Raw genomic sequence first — 17,015 nt, forward strand, 5'->3', positions numbered from 1 at the left:
ACAAAAATGAAGGGAGAAAGGATGAAGATGATGTTTTCACGCCAAAAATGCACGTTAGCGGTAATGTCGTTTGCCTTAACTGCAACACTGCTGGGAGGAAGCACGGCATGGTCTGGAGAGGTGTCTGCTGCTGGAGCTAATTCTGATGTATCCATCAGTGCTGTACTATCAGATATGCCTTCCGAATTAAGATCGTCCATTGAGTGGGTGTACACCAATCGTATGATTAAGGAGGGTTCGTTGAATCGGAGGAATCTAATCTATGATCAGATTTTTGCAGGTCAAGGAACGATTAACTATGTGGTGCGCTGGCAGTCTACCAAGAATGTGACGCTGCAGCAGCGTAAGGATATCGAGAAGATGCTGGGACGGCAAATGAACAACTGGACGAGGCATCTGAAGGGTTATGATGGTTGGCCCTATGGGGATATCGAGGTAAAAGTCGTCGGTTGGGCCGTAGTGAATCCTGCACAGGTTCTGGACAAGCAATCGAATGAAAATGTGTACACCACCACAACTGTGGATGAACTAAGTAAGTCTGATCCTAGGATCCCAGCAGCTCTGCCATATGCGCCAGATGCATTGTCACGATTTGAACATTTTATGAATCCGAACTATGTATATCCGGGTGGCTTGGACAAACGCTTTGACATGTACTTGTGGGGAACGTCCAATTTTGGCGGTGGCGCCGGGGAGACTGGGGGCAGCGGGTTTCCGATGATTACATACTAAGAACCGTAAATGATACTGAAATCCAAATTACAGAGCATGAGATTGGACATGGCTTCGGCATGCCAGATTTCTATGAAGTACCGGATCGTCCGCCGGGTGGGTTTCCGATGCCAACCATTATGTGGGCAGGGAATTCGTCTACGATAACGAATTGGGATGCCTGGTTATTGCGATATACGTGGAGCCAGTTGAAAAAGGACACGGCACGTTTCCCGCTTGTGCCGTCAACTAATCAGCCTATGAATGTAGCCCCTCGCGCCAAAGTAACCACGTCCTATGTTTCTCCATGGGAAACGGTTGTTGCCCTAAATGACGGGCTAGATCCGGCACATTCCAATGATCGCACGCAAAAAGTATATGGGAACTGGCCAGAGATGGGTACACATTGGGTGCAGTATGACTTTGATCTCGCCTATACTTTGTCACAGACAGATGTGTACTGGTTCAAAGATGGCGGTGGCATTGATGTACCTCGTTCATATAAAATTGAGTATTGGGATGGCAATGCATGGCGTGAGGTGAAGAATGCCAACGGTCGGGGAACTCGAGCGGATATGTATAATACAACCACCTTTGATCCAGTGAGCACGACCAAAATCCGTCTGCAAATCTTGTCCAGCAGCACAGCTTCTACAGGCATTCTAGAATGGAAGGTAACTGGTATTGCGTTATAAACGATACGTAAGCAGTACGCGTTGATCTAAACACATAGCGGCTAATCAGTGGCGAAAGTTCTGATTTAGCCGCTTTTTGCAGGAAAAGATGGACAAATAACGAAAGTTAGACGAATGTGCCTCATCAATTATTAAAAGGGGAGTTCATGTGACGTTGATAGAATGGGAACCGATTCGTAATCTTTTAAAGAAGGCTTATCAGACCACCATGGGTAAGGAATGCAAGCCTAACACAGAGCAGGATGTAGAGGCTTTTGAGCAAAAGTATAACGTGCATATTCCCGCAGCTTATCGCGCGCTTTTACTCGAATTCGGTGCATGCAACTTCGGTGATCCTGCCTTGTATTCGGTAAAAGAGTTAGACTGGGCGTATCCCGAGTTCTTGGATGTGTACCGCGAGTACAAGCTTGAATACGATCTTCCAGCTGAACTTGAGCCGTTTCCAATTGGCGGGTTTGGTGAGGGGAGTATCGCTATACTGGATCGGACCTCTGGCAAAGTGTTGATGCTGGTTCATGATGCGTACGAGCTTCCCCTTGAGAACATTGCTGTTGATTTTAATGAATTAATGACGATGCTGGCGGAATCAGCAATATGGGTTGAGGAACAGATGAAATCATAGATGAGCGGGAGAGAAGTGATGGATTCCGGCGAAGTGCGGACTAATGTAGAGGTGATGGAGCATCACCTCTTTCCTGTTTGGAATTCATTCGGATCTGGGGCTTATTGCTTCTGAATGTATTTACGATAAAGGGCAGGGGTAATTTCCTCGAACTTCTTGAAGATTTTGATAAAATAACCTGATTCGTTGAAACCCAGTTCGTCACTAATCTGAGAGACAGGCATGTCGGTCACCTCAAGTAATTGCTTGGCCCATTTAATCTTGAGTTTAGCCAGATAAGTTGTGAAGTTTTCACCCGTTTCCTTGGCGAATAAGCGACTGAAATAACTTGGGCTCAGGTGACAGAGATCAGCCATATGTTTTAACGAGACCTGCTCGCTTTTGTGACTATGAATGTATTCAAAGGCAGGCTGTAGCACTGGATTGGCAGATTCGGCTTCATTAGGACTCGTTTTCAGATAAGCATCCGCAATTGCATTGGTCATTTCTTTTTTGATGGATTCGATATTACGGATGGAATACCCTGGCAGGATGGTCGCGAGGTTCAGTGATTGCTGATTGCCAGAAGCCTTCTCGAACATTTCCACGAGCAGATTTTTGTTCAACGCTTCCTCTACAATATAGTTGCAGAGCAGAGACAGCATATTTGAAATTTTTACAACCTCTTCATACGTCATGACCGGCAACTGGTCGTACTCTTCCTGTAACTCATTCAGCTTCTCGGCGTGCAACGGTACATTCTTGGAGGTCACGATCTGTTCCAGATCGGTGCCTTTCTCCGGGTCAGCCAGCTTAACTTGTCCAGCCATGACAGCCCCAATATATTTTCCGTCTATCGTGATGGGAATCGCAATATCTACAATGTTGAAATGACATAGATACACATAGGGTTCATTCAGTCGAACAGCTTCCAGACCGCCGCGCGAGTCACATTTTTGGCAATAGGGAAGAAGCTCGGGATCTTTGCGTACACTCTGGCAGAACGCCTGACAACTACTGTGACTGGTTACAGGAATCCCTTTATAATCCACGGTTAAGATGGCTAGTTTCGTCACGGTGGCAAGTGAGTCCTGTAGCCGCTTCCATTTGGTGAGGTCAAGGATTTTATTAATATGCAAGTATTCCTTAATCATGGTGAAACCTCCATAGCAGGCTGGATCAAGACGGTATGTCGTCCTACGTTATGTTCTTGTTTGAATTGGTTATATAAGTTAACTAAACTTTTTACACGAGAACGGAGAGGACAGAAATAACGTGAAGAAGCGAAGCGTTCGCCTAAAAGCTTTCTGAAAGAAAGCTACCTCGAAAGCATAGACTATCACCGGATTTTTCCTTTGAAGAAGGGAATGCAAAAAAATCTGGGGATAACAGCGATCGGAAGGTTATTCTGTCATCGGAGTGGTAGGTGTAAACATTGAACTTATATTCATGCTGTGAATCAAAAACGGACTTATTGAACAACCTCTAAAAGTTAGGAATTTGTACATATTAAAATGTAATGCCTATGGGTAATGTATAAAAAGCCCATGACAATAAGATACCATGATTGTAGTAAAAAGCAAAAAATTACGATTGCAAATTATAATAATTTGTTATCAAAATCCACTGTAAACCTCACATTACTGATATATATTTATATTAATTGTGAGTCATTTAAAATTTAATATGTTGAATGGATTTATTCATTAACTATTCTATAGGAGGTTTTTTAGATATGAGAAAAGCATTTATTAGCCCAACGAAATATGTACAAGGTGAAGATGAACTGCTCAACCTAGGGTATTTTGTAAAATCGTTCGGAGACTCCGCGCTCTTGATCGCTCACCCAGATGATGTACAACGTGTAAAAGCAAAGCTGGATGCAACAGCAGAAAAATTCAATATTACCTTTGTTGAAAGCGGTTTTAAAGGCGAATGTTCCCGTGAGGAAGTTGCTCGTCTGCAAGAGATCGCAAAGGAAAAAGGATGCGACTCTACGATCGGTCTTGGTGGTGGTAAAGCGATCGATGCGGCCAAATGTGTAGCAGAAGGCGAAGCCTTGATCATCTGCCCAACGATTGCGGCGACGGACGCGCCAACAAGTCACTCTGCTGTATTGTACACACCAGAGGGCGCATTCGATGATTATGCATACTTCAAACAAAGCCCAAGTGTTGTGCTTGTAGATACAACGGTTATTGCCAATGCACCAACCCGTTTCCTCGTATCCGGTATGGGAGATGCACTTTCGACGTATTTTGAAGCAAGAGCAACAGCTAAATCCTACTCCCGTGTGAACGCAAGTCTGCCAATGGGATCACGTGAAGGATATACACCTTCTGCTGTAGGTACCAATGCAGCACTTGCTCTAGCGAGGCTATGTTATGAGATGCTTCTTACGGACGGTGCAAAAGCTAAAGTAGCTAGTGACAGCAATGTGGTAACTCAAGCGCTAGAGAACATCGTAGAGACGAACATTCTGTTGTCTGGTCTTGGATTCGAGAGCGGTGGTCTGGCTGCAGCACATGCGATCCACAACGGTCTGACTGTGCTTGAAGGTACGCACCACTACTTCCATGGGGAAAAAGTATCCTTCGGTACAATTGCTCAGCTCGTGCTTGAGAATGCACCAACCGAAGAGCTGCATGAAGTGATGGACTTCTGCCTTGCCGTTGGACTGCCTGTAAGCCTGGCGGACATCGGTGTAGAAACGATTACGCAAGAAGAACTGATCCAAGTAGCAGAGATTGCTTGTATTCCGGAAGAATCCATTCATGCAATGCCATTCCCAATCACAGTTCCTGAAGTGGCAGCTGCCATCGCAGCAGCTGACCGAATCGGACGGGAGTACAAAGCTCGCCAGGAGGCAAAATAATGAAAAAAATTATTAACCAGGCTGAGAATGTTGTAATGGAAATGTGCAACGGGATTGCGCTTGCGCACCCGGAGCTTGAATTCCTGAAGAAATACAAAGTCATCAAACGCAGAGAGATCAATGCGGATAAAGTTAGCCTGATTAGTGGCGGGGGAAGCGGACATGAACCGGCTCACGCAGGGTATGTTGGTAAAGGTGTGCTGGATGCCGCTGTGTGCGGAGATGTATTCGCATCTCCTTCACAGATTCAGGTATACCAGGCGATCAAAGCTACCGCTAGCAACAAAGGTACGCTGTTAATTATCAAAAACTACAGTGGCGATATGATGAACTTCAAGAATGCGGCTCATCTGGCAGAGGAAGATGGCATCAACGTACAATATGTGCGCGTCGAGGATGATATCGCAGTACAGGATAGCTTGTACACGGTAGGACGCCGTGGTGTTGCTGGTACTGTACTGGTTCACAAGATTGCTGGAGCTGCGGCAGAAGAAGGCCGCAGTCTGGATGAAGTGAAACAGGTTGCTGAGAAAGCAGCACAAAACGTACGTAGTATCGGGTTTGGCTTCACATCCTGTACTGTACCAGCGAAAGGCACTCCGACGTTCGAAATCGCGGAAGATGAAATGGAGTTCGGCGTGGGAATTCACGGTGAGCCAGGAATTCGCCGGGAGAAAATTGTGTCTGCGGATGAACTTGCAGGGCGTATGGTTGAAGCATTGCTGGTAGATATGAAGCTGGACAATGACGCTTCTGCGGAGATTGCTGTGCTTGTGAACGGATTCGGCGCAACACCGCTACAAGAATTGTACCTGCTGAACAACTCCGTTCAACGTGAACTCGCAGGACAAACAGGTCTGAAGGTTGCTACAACATTTGTAGGCAACTACATGACAAGTATCGATATGGCAGGTGCTTCAGTAACCATCCTGAAGCTGGATGATGAACTGAAAACATTGTTGTTCCAAGAAAGCGATACGCCTGCATTCAAGGTCTCCGGTGCGCCGGTTGCCCAAGTAGCCTATTCTGAAGCACTTGAAGCAGTTGTTAGTGAGGATGCTCCGGTATCCTTCGAGGTAGAGACGCCTGCAACGTCTGCGGTCATTAACGATAATCAGTTCTCGCTCGATAATGTCGTCTACCTGATCGATAAAATGGGTGAGATCATCATCAAGAATGAAGTACCGTTCTGTGAGCTGGATTCTCATGCGGGCGATGGCGATTTCGGGATGAGCGTGGCCAAAGGCTTCCGTCAATTGAAACGTGAATGGAACCACATCATTAACGAAGAGAAAAAAGATATCGGTTCATTCCTAGATGCATGTTCACTGGTTATTATGGAATATTGCGGCGGGGCATCCGGCCCGATCTGGGGTTCAGCATTCCGTGCAGCTGGCAAAGCTGTAGGCGAGAAGCAGCAATTGAGTATTGCTGAATTTGCTGAGATGATGCAAGCTGCGGTTCAAGGCATTCAGTCCACTGGTGAGCGTTCCTTCGGACGTGGTGCAGTTGTCGGTGACAAAACCTTGATTGATGCACTTGTACCTTGTGCTGATTCTTGGACACAAAGTGCTGAGTCAGGAGACGACTTCAAAACGGCATTTGCCAAAGGTGCAGCAGCAGCGGTGGAAGGTGCGAAGAAAACGGAAGACATCGTGGCTCGCATGGGTCGTGCAGGTACGGTTGGTGATCGTAGTCTAGGATATCCTGATGCTGGTGCGTATGCATTAGGTGTTATTTTCACCGAATTGTCGAATTCAATGAAATAAAAATGTTCAAAAAGTAAGATGAATAAAAAAATAAATAATATGAGTTTCTGAAGCGTTTAACCACAAGGGAGTATCACAATCGTGATACTCCCTTGTGGTATTGAAGTACCGTTCTTTTAAGAAACTAACGGGTACACATCATAAAAATTAAAAAGAAGATTATAAATTTGTATTCATAATTTCGCCATAAAATACAGGTGTTGTGCTGTTGAAAATGCTCGCTAAGTTGGTATAATGGGTTCTATTGATATTGATAATCACTATCATTTGTTGATTTTAACATGATAATGATTTCATCGAAAAGACTCTGCTTATGGGTCATACATATCTAACCTAGGGGGATACAAATGAGAAAATCTATTTCTAGAAAATTCATGTTTATGATGGTGACGGCTTTGGCGTTGGTGCTCGCGGCATGTTCCAGTAATGAAGCTGCGAATTCAAATGCAACAAGCACAAGTGCAACAGACACGAGTACTTCTACGAGTGCAGCTACTCCTTCGACAGTTGAAATTACAGATGCACATGGAACGGTAACGGTTCCTGTAAACCCTACGAATGTAGTTGCTCTAGATAACAGAACGTTTGAGACATTGGCGAACTGGGACGTTAAATTAGCGGCTGTTCCGAAGGATGTTATGCCTGCGAATTCACCATATGTAGCTGATGAAGCTGTACAGAATATCGGTAATCATCGCGAACCAAATCTGGAGTTGTTGGCATCGATCCAGCCTGACCTTGTTATTGTTGGTCAGAGATTTTCGGGATTCTATGAAGATATCAAAAAATTAGTGCCTAATGCGGCAGTAGTTGATCTTACATTTGATGTTTCTGAAGAAGCCGGAACACCTGGGGAAAACTTGGTTAACGGATTTAAAGATACAACAACGAGCTTAGGTAAAATTTTCGATAAAGAAGAAGAAGCTAGTCAACTGAATGCTGAATTCGATAAATCGATTGAAGCAGCAAAAGCGGCTTATAACGGCAAAGATACAGTGATGAGTGTAATTGTTTCTGCTGGCGATATCGGTTTCTCAGCTCCTCACTCCGGTCGTGTATGGGGACCATTATATGAAATTTTCAACTGGGTACCAGCACTAGAAGTGGACAAGTCTTCTGCGGATCATCAAGGTGATGATATTTCCGTTGAGGCTATTGCTCAAAGCAACCCGGATTGGATTTTCGTATTGGATCGTGATGCAGCTATCTCTTCCGATGAAGCTTCTGTTCCCGCCCAGGATGTTATTGATAATGCACCTGCTCTCAAAAACACAACGGCGATCACTAAAGGACAGATTATGTACGCTCCGAACGACACATATACCAATGAATCCATCGAGACTTTCATTAAAATTTTCAATAACCTATCAGAAACTTTAGCGAAGTAGTCAAAGGAGTATGACGCAGTGCTGAAAAATTTTATACCAAAACTAGCTGGGGTTGAGAATTCTCAACCCCAGCGTCATAACCGTAAGAAGCTCTGGACGATTCCTTTTATCATCGCCATTACAGTGACGGCTCTTCTAGCGATCCTATCGCTGTTTACTGGCGTATATGACATCAGAGGACAAGCGGATGGCATGGAGATGTTCTTCATCACTCGTGTCCCTAGAACCATTGCTTTGATGCTTACGGGAGCGGCAATGGCCATGGCAGGATTGGTGATGCAGCTTATTACACAGAATCGTTTAGTAGAACCTACCACCACAGGAACGATGGAATGGTCAGGTCTCGGACTTTTATTTGTTTATCTAGTCTTTCCTGCTCCAACGTTAGTACTTAGAATGACAGGTGCAATCATTTTTTCTTTTGTGGGAACGATGATTTTTTTTGTTTTTCTGAGAAAAGTTAAACTCCGTTCGTCTTTAGTTGTGCCTATTATCGGGATGATGCTTGGAGCAGTCATTTCGGCATTTTCAACGTTTATCGGACTTGTCTTTCAAGTGACGCAAAATATCGAGAGCTGGTTTGTAGGCTCTTTTTCGCCTGTTCAGATTGGTCGGTATGAGTATCTATGGATTATTATTTTGGTCACTATACTTATCTTTATATTTGCTGACCGGTTGACTCTGGCTGGACTTGGGGAAGATGTTGCTACCAGTCTCGGCGTAAACTACAACAGAATTATTCTTATTGGCACAGGACTCATTTCTCTAGCTGTTGGTGTTGTTGCGGCTGTTATTGGAAACTTACCTTTCCTAGGGCTAATTGTTCCCAATATCGTTTCCATGTTTAGAGGGGATGACCTTAGGAGTAATCTGCCATGGGTGTGCGTGTTAGGGATGGCTACCATCATTGTATGTGATATCCTGTCACGCATCATTATTATGCCGTTTGAAATCCCTGTTTCTATGATCCTTGGAACGGTGGGAGCCGTTGTATTTATTGCTATTTTGCTAAGACAAAGGAGGTCAAAAAGGAGGCTAAGATGAGCGAATTAACAAGTAGTAATCCACTAAATGTCGACATCGACTCTAGCCGACCTCCCCGAAAAAGATCAGCTAGAGCCTTTCGTACCAAGAAGGAAGAAAAGCGTTATTGGATTTTGCTGATAACATTGATTGTTGTGGGCCTTTTATCATCGTTCGGACTACTGGTGTATAACAATCCGGTTCCGGTAACTTCCCCATCATTCATACCTGTTGTTACAAGAAGAGTGGTAGCCCTTGTTGCCATGCTTATGGCTGTCATTTGTCAAAGCTTAGCAACGGTTGCTTTTCAGTCGATTACGAATAATCGAATTATCACTCCGTCACTCTTAGGTTTTGAAGCCATTTACTCCACCATTCATACAAGCACGATCTTTTTCCTTGGTGCTGCGGCATTTGTGAATTTTAGTGGTGTAGATTCCTTCTTATATCAGATTGCTGCTATGGTCTTGATGTGTTTAATCCTCTATGGATGGTTGCTCTCTGGCAAGTACGGCAACTTACAATTGTTACTTTTGGTCGGTATTATTATTGGAACGGGACTAAGGTCTGTATCATCTTTTATGAGAAGACTTCTGTCGCCGTCTGAATTTGATATTTTGCAAGCAAGAATGTTTGCTTCCGTCAATAATGCAGATGCTGCCTATTTCCCGATAGCCATACCCATTGTTATCGTTGTAGCCATTCTTTTGCTTACGAATGCCAAGCGGCTTAATGTATTGTCACTGGGTAAAGATGTCTCAACGGTTCTGGGCTCCAAACATCAAGTGAGTGTCATTTATACGCTTGTTCTCATTTCGATTTTGATGGCCGTTTCAACCGCTCTGGTTGGCCCACTTACATTCTATGGATTTTTGGTTGCTACGTTGAGTTATCAAGCAGCGCAGACCTATGATCACAGGTACGTGTTCCCGATGGCTCTTGCTATAGGATTTGTAATCTTAACGAGTGCGTACTTTATTATGAATCATATTTTCCATGCGCAAGGTGTTGTCTCCATTCTTATTGAATTGATTGGTGGACTAACATTCTTAATTGTTATTTTAAGGAAGGGTTCGTTATGATACAGATCGATAATGTCAAAAAGTCCTATGCAGCCGAGGTAGAAATTGGTCCTTTGAATATTAGTATCCCCAAAGCCGGTCTTACTTCATTAATTGGGCCTAACGGAGCAGGGAAGTCTACAACGCTTCTGATGATTGGTAGGCTTCTGAATTTGGACGAAGGCCAGATTAAGATTGCCAATATGGATGTTTCCAAATCCAAGTCCAAAGACTTAGCCAAAATTGTAACAGTGCTACGGCAAGAAAATCATTTTGTCACAAGACTCACGGTTAGACAGCTTGCTGGATTTGGACGTTTTCCTCATTCCAAGGGAAGATTAACGGATGAAGATGAAGCGATTATCTCTAAATATATTGATTTTCTAGACTTAACTGATCTGGAAAATAGATATTTAGACGAGCTTTCCGGTGGTCAACGGCAGAGAGCGTATGTTGCGATGGTTTTGTGTCAGGAGACAGAATACGTGCTCTTGGACGAGCCGTTGAACAATCTGGATGTGGCCCGCTCTGTTCGAATGATGGAGCATCTGAGATATGCAGCTAATGAATTTGGACGAACCATTCTAACGGTTATGCATGATATTAATTTTGCCGCCAAATATTCGGATCGGATCTGTGCGATGAAGCATGGTCAGATTGCTGCGTTTGGAACAGTGGATGAGGTAATGGAACCCGAGATTTTAACCGATATTTTTGAGACAAAAATCGAAATTATCGAGGGCCCATATGGACCGATAGCGATTTATTAAGTACAGGATGTATTTAAGAGTTATAGGATAAAAAAGGTTCTTAGAAAGTAGAGTGATCACTTCACTCTACTTTTTTTGTATAAAGAGGGCGAAACTTGGCTTGCTTATGCCAAATAGTGTAATCTGGAGAACAGATAACCCACTTTGAACGAGAAGGGAACGGAACTATACAATGACAGATAAACTTTATTACAACTCAGCATATACACATGAATGGCATACACAGATTACAAATAGAGCAGACAAGGAGGACGGCATCTACGTTACATTAGCAGAGACTGCTTTTTATCCGCATGGTGGCGGACAGCCGTGTGATCTGGGGCAGATTGGCGGTATTGCCGTTCTTGATGTCAATCTTGAAGATGGAGAGGTGTGGCATAAGCTGGAGCACTCACCTGAACAAGTGGACGTAGAATGTAAACTGGACTGGCAGCGTCGATTCGATCATATGCAGCATCACACCGGACAGCATTTACTGTCAGCAATCACGCTAAAGCTCGCGGATGCGATGACGCTCAGCTTCCATCTGGGAACGGACTATGCCACGATTGATGTGGCGGCAGAGTCAGTAAGTGCAGAGCAGCTTGCAGCCATCGAGTACGAGGTGAATCAGCAGATTTATCGTAACGCTCCAATCCATACATCATGGGTAACTGCAGAAGAGGCAGCACGTCTACCCTTGGTGAAGCAGCCGAGCGTAACTGAAGATATTCGGATCGTTGAGATTGAGGGTGTGGAATATAACGCTTGTGGTGGCACACATGTGTCGGCAACGGGGGAGATTGGATTAATTAAGCTGCTGAAAACCGAGAAGGTGAAAGGTGGTACCCGGATTTATTTTAAATGTGGATCTAGAGCATTGGACGAATTCACCGCAACACAGCAAGTACTGAACGGCTTAACGACGAAATTGAAGACAAGCAGGGACGAGCTGTTAGAGCGCATTGAGAAGATGGAACAGGAGCAGAAGCTGCTGCAAAGCGAGCTGAATGTGGTAAAAGCAACGAATGATGATTATTATGCACAGGAACTGCTCGCAGCGCGAGAAGGGCTGGTCATCGCTCAGGTATTTGAGGACAAACCGCTTAAGGATATGCAGAGTCTTGCGACCAAGCTTACAGCAGAACATGAAGGCTTGGTGCTCTTCGCCAGTATCTCGGAAGCCAAAGTCGTTCTAGCGCAGAATGGACAACCGCCGGAATGGGCATGTGGACCATTCTTCAAAGGCAATCTTGGTGCATATCGAGGCAAAGGTGGCGGCAGTGATAAAATGGCTCAGGCGGGCTTTGCGAACAGCGAAGATGCGCTTGCTTTTTACGAATTCACGAAGGAGCAACTGGGTCACCACTAAGTGAAGGAATGGGGAGAGAGGTCTAATGACAGAACGGATTCCTTGTCGTCGAGAGGGGTGCAGTAACACCATTTTGCCCGCAACAGCAGCCAAAACAGGTGGCATCTGTATGCCATGTAAACAAGAGATTGCGCGGGAGGAGCATCGCAAATATATCGAGGCGAATCGGCGTGATGTGAACTTGTATGAAGATATGACTGATCCTGTTGAGATCCTGAAAATCATGCATACACATCATGTCCGCGACGAATTAATCCGTTATATTCCATACGGGCAGTCCAAAGAGCAAGTGTTTCTGTCTTTGTCAGCAGAGCAGCAGGCTGTGATGGTAGAGTACGCAATGGATCTCATTCGCACAGAAGATGTGGATACAGGCAAAGATATTCTGGTAGCGCTTGTCTGTTATCATGGGATTTCGTTATCCGAACAGATTCCAGAGCTGTTGGCTCATGAGATCTATTACCCTGCAATTCTGTATAAGAGTGCGAGCCCGGAAGTGCGAGATCAATTGCTACAGCAGGTGAATATAGATGATGAGAATCGTAATCTTCTGTTGCTGATGCTTGCGTATATTGGGGATGATATCGTTGTACAGCAATTTCAGCAATGGAAGCAATCTCCCCCTCCGTGGGCGGATCAACTGTATGTAGCTGCTGAGCAGTATGCGACAGAGGCCGGTTGGGAACTGACAACAGAAGGTAAGCGAAGAATGTTGTTCACAACACCGAGTTATTCCTTATTTGTGGTGGATGAAAAAGAGTCTGCTGCCACTGCTTCAGGCGGAGAACCGATCTCCATGTTAGTTAACAGCTCAGATTGTTGTCCTTGGTGCAGTCGAGAATTAACCATACTGGTAAGTTTAGATGCTCATCATCCGGCACTAGGTGAGGTGTCATGGAAGGCAGAGAAACTTCAAGTCCAGACCTGTATGAGTTGCAGCTGTTATGGGGTAGTTTACATGGAGCTGAACGCTGAAGGTGAACCTGTCTGGAGCACGTATAACGTCATGCCGATGGGCGTGGATGAGTTAGATCAAGAAGACTGCGATGTGTTTACGCCAGATACAACTCCTCATTACCACATTGCGACCAAACCGCGAAACCCTTATCACGGCAGTGAGTGGGCCAACGAACCTTCACTGTCGCAAATAGGCGGACATCCGGGATGGGTACAGGATGCGGAGTATGCAACTTGTCCGTCCTGTTCTACCCGCATGAAGGCGGTTGGACAGGTGAATGGTGAGGAACTGGCGGAGTATGGGGAAGGCATGTATTATATGCTGCTATGTGAGCCGTGTCAGATGACGGCGGTAACGTATCAGCAGAGCTAGAGTGCCCGTCTGCATCGGTATAAATCCATCATCGTCATATCTTGAGTTGAAGATTATCGATTATAGATAAAGGGGTACGGAACCTGTAGATAAAGGTTGTATGAGCAACAGAATTAAATCGTAAAAAAACGTTCAGGCATTGAGCCCTGAACGTTTTTTGGTAGGTGTTGTGTATTGATATGGATCAGTAATTAAGGTGTAAGCTCTGCTGAGACGGCTTCCCACTCGGATCTCAGAATGCCCATCATTAGACGATCATATCGCTTGCCATCCCGATATACTGCTGAGCGGATGCGACCCTCCAGTTGAAAGCCTACCTTTTCATAAGCGCGAATGCCTCGGGCGTTGTAGGAGATGACATCAAGACCTACGCGATCCAAATTTAATTCATGGAATGCATACCGGAGAATCAGCTTCAATGCTTCTGTACCATAGCCTTTGTTGCGATGTTCAGCAAGTCCAATGCCAATCGCAAGCTGACCACAGCGGTTATTCCATTCAATACTATGAATAACGACAAAGCCGATTAACTGTTCATCCTCTTGGGTGCGTAGCCGGAAATATACTTCCTTATCCTTCGTTTCGCCCTCGTCTTCTAGCTGTTTCTCCGAATAGGGAATCGCAATATCCGTATCCACGTTACGCAGATATTCAGGATCTTCGTTCCACAATAACATCGTCTGCACGTCTTCTGTGCGAGGAGGGGTCATTTTTAAACGCTGGCTGTAAAATAGATTTTCTGTTGATAGTGTCATGTTAATCTCCTTCAGATCCAAATTTAAGTTCGCTTCACCTCAGAACAACCGTTAGCCATATGTATTGTACACAATATGCCTCGCCCCTTTAGAGATCAGATAGGCTCATCATAATGGAAAATTACAGGGTGATACAACACTCGATCTAGAGAACCTTCATAATAGTCTTGTCAGGAAACCTGCCATAGGAGTAATATGAAATACAGAAGATTAACGAGTATACATCATACTTAACATTAGCGTAGGAGTGGTTGCAGTGGAGATTCGTGTAGATGATTTGAGCGGGGCACAAGTGATTGGATTAATTGCAGAACATTTGCAAGGAATGGCAGAGGATTCTCCACCAGAAAGCATTCATGCCCTTAATCTAGACGGCTTGAAGAAGCCGGAGATTACATTTTGGTGCGCATGGGAAGATCAAGAGCTTCTCGGCTGTGGGGCAATCAAGGAACTGGACAAAGAGCATGCAGAACTCAAATCGATGCGGACAGCTAAGAATCATTTACGCAAAGGTGTAGCTCGAAATATTCTTGCTCATATTATTGAAGTTGCCATAAGTCGTGGATATAAACGGATCAGTCTAGAGACTGGCTCTATGGATTCATTCATCCCAGCTCGCAAGCTGTATGAGGATTTCGGCTTCACGTATTGTGAGCCTTTTGCAGATTATATTCTGGATCCGAATAGTACATTTATGACGAAGGAACTGTAGTATAACTATAAAAACACTTGAAGAACAGCATTCTGTAGTTGCAGAGGATGCTGTTCTTTGGCGTGTATAAGGCACCGTCGCTACAGTGAAAGGAAGCGAAAGTGCGGCAAGTGCTAGTCATGGTGAGAATGTATCAAAAGACACATAGTTGGATTGCAAACTAGATTAAGATGACAGTATACACACGTAACTAATGTTCCCCAGAGAGGAGAGCCAACGTGATCTATTGGGTATTTGGTGATATGAATCCGTTATTTGCAGTTTTTATAATGAGTCCGATCATTGCACTAATGCTTGGTGTCGTTTGCTTTTATAGAAGGCGGTTTAAAATTATGATGGGGATGGGTGTTTCATTTGTACTGCCTTTGTTGTTCATCGCGAGTGATTGGGATACGCTCTGGGGTAACGCAGGCATAGGGATCGTGTACGGTGTTGGATATAGCTTAATCACGTTATTGATGTATAAAGGATTACACGGTATAAAGAATTGAATGAAATTCCCATGCAGATGTTCTGTTCTGAGGTACGAACTATAGGGTATACTGAAAATTATGTATTTAGATAGACTTGAACCAAATAATCACAGACGTGTTTTACATCAGGAGGACTGGAATTGGCTCAGACAGAAGGAACATTACAGAAGAAACTCAAACCAAGACACATTAGCCTGATGGCGATGGGTGGTGTCATTGGAACCGGAATTTTCAAAGGTAGCACCGAAACGATTGGACTAGCAGGGCCTGGGGTCATCGTGACCTACATTTTCGCCGGATTGTTACTGCTCGTTGTCATGGCAGCTATGGCAGAGATGGCCACTGTCTATAAAAATCGGAATATGAAAGACTTTGTACAAGAAGCGTTTGGCAGCAGAGTGTCATTTGTCATGGGATGGATGTATTGCTTCCTATGGTTATCTGTATGTGTAATTGAAGTGATCGCAGCGGGTAGTTTCCTGCAATATTGGTTCCCAGACGTGCCATTGTGGCTCATGAGTCTGGCATGCGCTGCGTTTATTATATCCGTCAATTTTCTGAGTGTAGGCGTGTTCGGAGAATTTGAATTCTGGTTAGCAGGGATCAAAATTGCGATGATTATCGCTTTTATTTTCCTAGGTACTGCGCTAATCTTCGGGATTATTCCGAGTGATAACACACCTTATTTGCAAAACTATACACAATCGGGTGGATTCTTCCCTAATGGTTGGGGCTCGATCTTCTCCGCTCTGCTTGTTGTTATGTTCTCCTATGGAGGCTCTGAGCTGATTGGATTAACGTTGACGGAAACGGAAAATGCAGATCGTGTACTGCCCAAGGTGGTGGGCAATTTCATGTTAAGAATTATTCTGTTCTTCACCTTGCCTATTCTCATCATCTGTGGGTTAATTCCTTGGAATGAGCTTGGACCAGAGAGTAGTCCATTTGTACAGGTGCTCGCTTCAACTGGGCTACCAGGCGCAGCTCATATTATGAACTTCATTCTGGTTACCGCTGTCTTATCAGCTGCGAACTCAGGGATCTATGGTGCATCCCGGATGATGTATTCGATGGCGGTCGGCGGTGAGGCTCCCAAAGCTTTAGCGAAGACCAATGCGAACGGCAGCCCGATTAACACCTTGCTTGTGTGCAGCGTTATTTTGTTAGCTGGATCATTGCTTGGGCTGTTTGCACAAGATCAGCTATTCAGTGTACTGCTAGCAGTTCCTGGATTTGTGGTGATTCTGGTGTGGATCTGCATTTCTTCATCACAGTTGAAGTTGCGTAAGCAGTATCCCGTGCAACCTTCCTTCAAGGTATGGGGATTCCCATACATCACAGGTGCGACAACCCTTTGTCTGACCGTAATTGCAGTGATGTTCATTTTCGATGCAGGCAATCGTTTCAGTATTAGTGTCTGTCTCTCCGTGCTGGCGTTTCTTATCATCTGGTCTTTGGTTCGATTCCGTAAGGCAGATGGGAAACAGGCGAAATAACGGAC

Annotated in this window: 16 protein-coding genes; 14 read left to right on the plus strand and 2 right to left on the minus strand. The window is 44.7% G+C overall.

Features of this window, described 5'->3' with window-relative positions; translation table 11 throughout:
• Positions 1-27: 27 nt before the first annotated feature.
• From DMB88_RS30810 to DMB88_RS04785, 3 genes are all read left to right on the plus strand, one after another.
• Complete coding sequence (locus DMB88_RS30810; protein WP_128100415.1) at positions 28-732, plus strand: dockerin; 705 nt, start codon at positions 28-30, stop codon at positions 730-732.
• Complete coding sequence (locus DMB88_RS30815; protein WP_254438459.1) at positions 660-1,406, plus strand: discoidin domain-containing protein; 747 nt, start codon at positions 660-662, stop codon at positions 1,404-1,406. Before DMB88_RS30810 ends, DMB88_RS30815 begins: the two co-directional genes overlap by 73 nt.
• A gap of 148 nt (positions 1,407-1,554) precedes the next feature.
• Entirely contained in the window at positions 1,555-2,028 is a 474-nt protein-coding gene (locus DMB88_RS04785; protein ID WP_164848610.1) for an SMI1/KNR4 family protein, read from the plus strand.
• A 101-nt stretch (positions 2,029-2,129) separates the two neighbouring features.
• On the opposite strand, the gene DMB88_RS04790 is transcribed toward DMB88_RS04785, so the two are convergent.
• Positions 2,130-3,161 (minus strand): PocR ligand-binding domain-containing protein, encoded by a 1,032-nt coding sequence (locus DMB88_RS04790; RefSeq protein ID WP_128100416.1) that lies wholly within the window; start codon positions 3,159-3,161, stop codon positions 2,130-2,132.
• Between the two features lie 581 nt (positions 3,162-3,742).
• Between DMB88_RS04790 and DMB88_RS04795 the strand changes: the two genes are divergently transcribed.
• From DMB88_RS04795 to DMB88_RS04830, 8 genes are all read left to right on the plus strand, one after another.
• Complete coding sequence (locus DMB88_RS04795) at positions 3,743-4,882, plus strand: glycerol dehydrogenase (RefSeq protein WP_128100417.1); 1,140 nt, start codon at positions 3,743-3,745, stop codon at positions 4,880-4,882.
• Complete coding sequence (gene dhaK, locus DMB88_RS04800) at positions 4,882-6,651, plus strand: dihydroxyacetone kinase subunit DhaK (protein ID WP_128100418.1); 1,770 nt, start codon at positions 4,882-4,884, stop codon at positions 6,649-6,651. The genes DMB88_RS04795 and dhaK overlap by 1 nt, the downstream gene beginning before the upstream one ends.
• Positions 6,652-6,998: 347 nt before the next feature.
• Complete coding sequence (locus DMB88_RS04805) at positions 6,999-8,039, plus strand: siderophore ABC transporter substrate-binding protein (protein ID WP_128100419.1); 1,041 nt, start codon at positions 6,999-7,001, stop codon at positions 8,037-8,039.
• A gap of 33 nt (positions 8,040-8,072) precedes the next feature.
• Positions 8,073-9,083 carry an ABC transporter permease gene (locus DMB88_RS04810; protein ID WP_217363779.1) on the plus strand — a complete coding sequence of 337 codons (1,011 nt, stop codon included), beginning with the start codon at positions 8,073-8,075 and terminating at the stop codon, positions 9,081-9,083.
• Positions 9,080-10,144 carry an iron chelate uptake ABC transporter family permease subunit gene (locus DMB88_RS04815; RefSeq protein WP_128100421.1) on the plus strand — a complete coding sequence of 355 codons (1,065 nt, stop codon included), beginning with the start codon at positions 9,080-9,082 and terminating at the stop codon, positions 10,142-10,144. The genes DMB88_RS04810 and DMB88_RS04815 overlap by 4 nt, the downstream gene beginning before the upstream one ends.
• Positions 10,141-10,893: an iron ABC transporter ATP-binding protein gene (locus DMB88_RS04820; RefSeq protein WP_128100422.1), complete on the plus strand. Its 753-nt coding sequence runs from the start codon at positions 10,141-10,143 to the stop codon at positions 10,891-10,893. Before DMB88_RS04815 ends, DMB88_RS04820 begins: the two co-directional genes overlap by 4 nt.
• Before the next feature lie 172 nt (positions 10,894-11,065).
• Positions 11,066-12,244: an alanyl-tRNA editing protein gene (locus DMB88_RS04825; protein WP_128100423.1), complete on the plus strand. Its 1,179-nt coding sequence runs from the start codon at positions 11,066-11,068 to the stop codon at positions 12,242-12,244.
• Positions 12,245-12,269: 25 nt separating this feature from the next.
• Positions 12,270-13,574, plus strand: coding sequence for a DUF1963 domain-containing protein (locus tag DMB88_RS04830; RefSeq protein WP_128100424.1), 1,305 nt, complete (start codon positions 12,270-12,272; stop codon positions 13,572-13,574).
• A gap of 191 nt (positions 13,575-13,765) precedes the next feature.
• Here DMB88_RS04830 and DMB88_RS04835 read toward each other — a convergent pair whose 3' ends face one another.
• A complete protein-coding gene (locus DMB88_RS04835) occupies positions 13,766-14,329 on the minus strand; it encodes a GNAT family N-acetyltransferase (protein WP_128100425.1) in 564 nt (187 codons plus the stop codon).
• Between the two features lie 256 nt (positions 14,330-14,585).
• On the opposite strand from DMB88_RS04835, the gene DMB88_RS04840 reads away from it, so the two are divergent.
• From DMB88_RS04840 to DMB88_RS04850, 3 genes are all read left to right on the plus strand, one after another.
• The gene (locus DMB88_RS04840) at positions 14,586-15,041 is read left to right on the plus strand and encodes a GNAT family N-acetyltransferase (RefSeq protein WP_128100426.1); all 456 of its coding nucleotides are present in this window, start codon (positions 14,586-14,588) and stop codon (positions 15,039-15,041) included.
• A 218-nt stretch (positions 15,042-15,259) separates the two neighbouring features.
• Complete coding sequence (locus DMB88_RS04845) at positions 15,260-15,532, plus strand: hypothetical protein (protein ID WP_128100427.1); 273 nt, start codon at positions 15,260-15,262, stop codon at positions 15,530-15,532.
• A 179-nt stretch (positions 15,533-15,711) separates the two neighbouring features.
• Entirely contained in the window at positions 15,712-17,010 is a 1,299-nt protein-coding gene (locus DMB88_RS04850) for an amino acid permease (RefSeq protein WP_128104316.1), read from the plus strand.
• The last annotated feature ends 5 nt before the right edge of the window (positions 17,011-17,015 follow it).

The organism is Paenibacillus sp. DCT19, from assembly GCF_003268635.1.
Taxonomy (GTDB): domain Bacteria; phylum Bacillota; class Bacilli; order Paenibacillales; family Paenibacillaceae; genus Paenibacillus.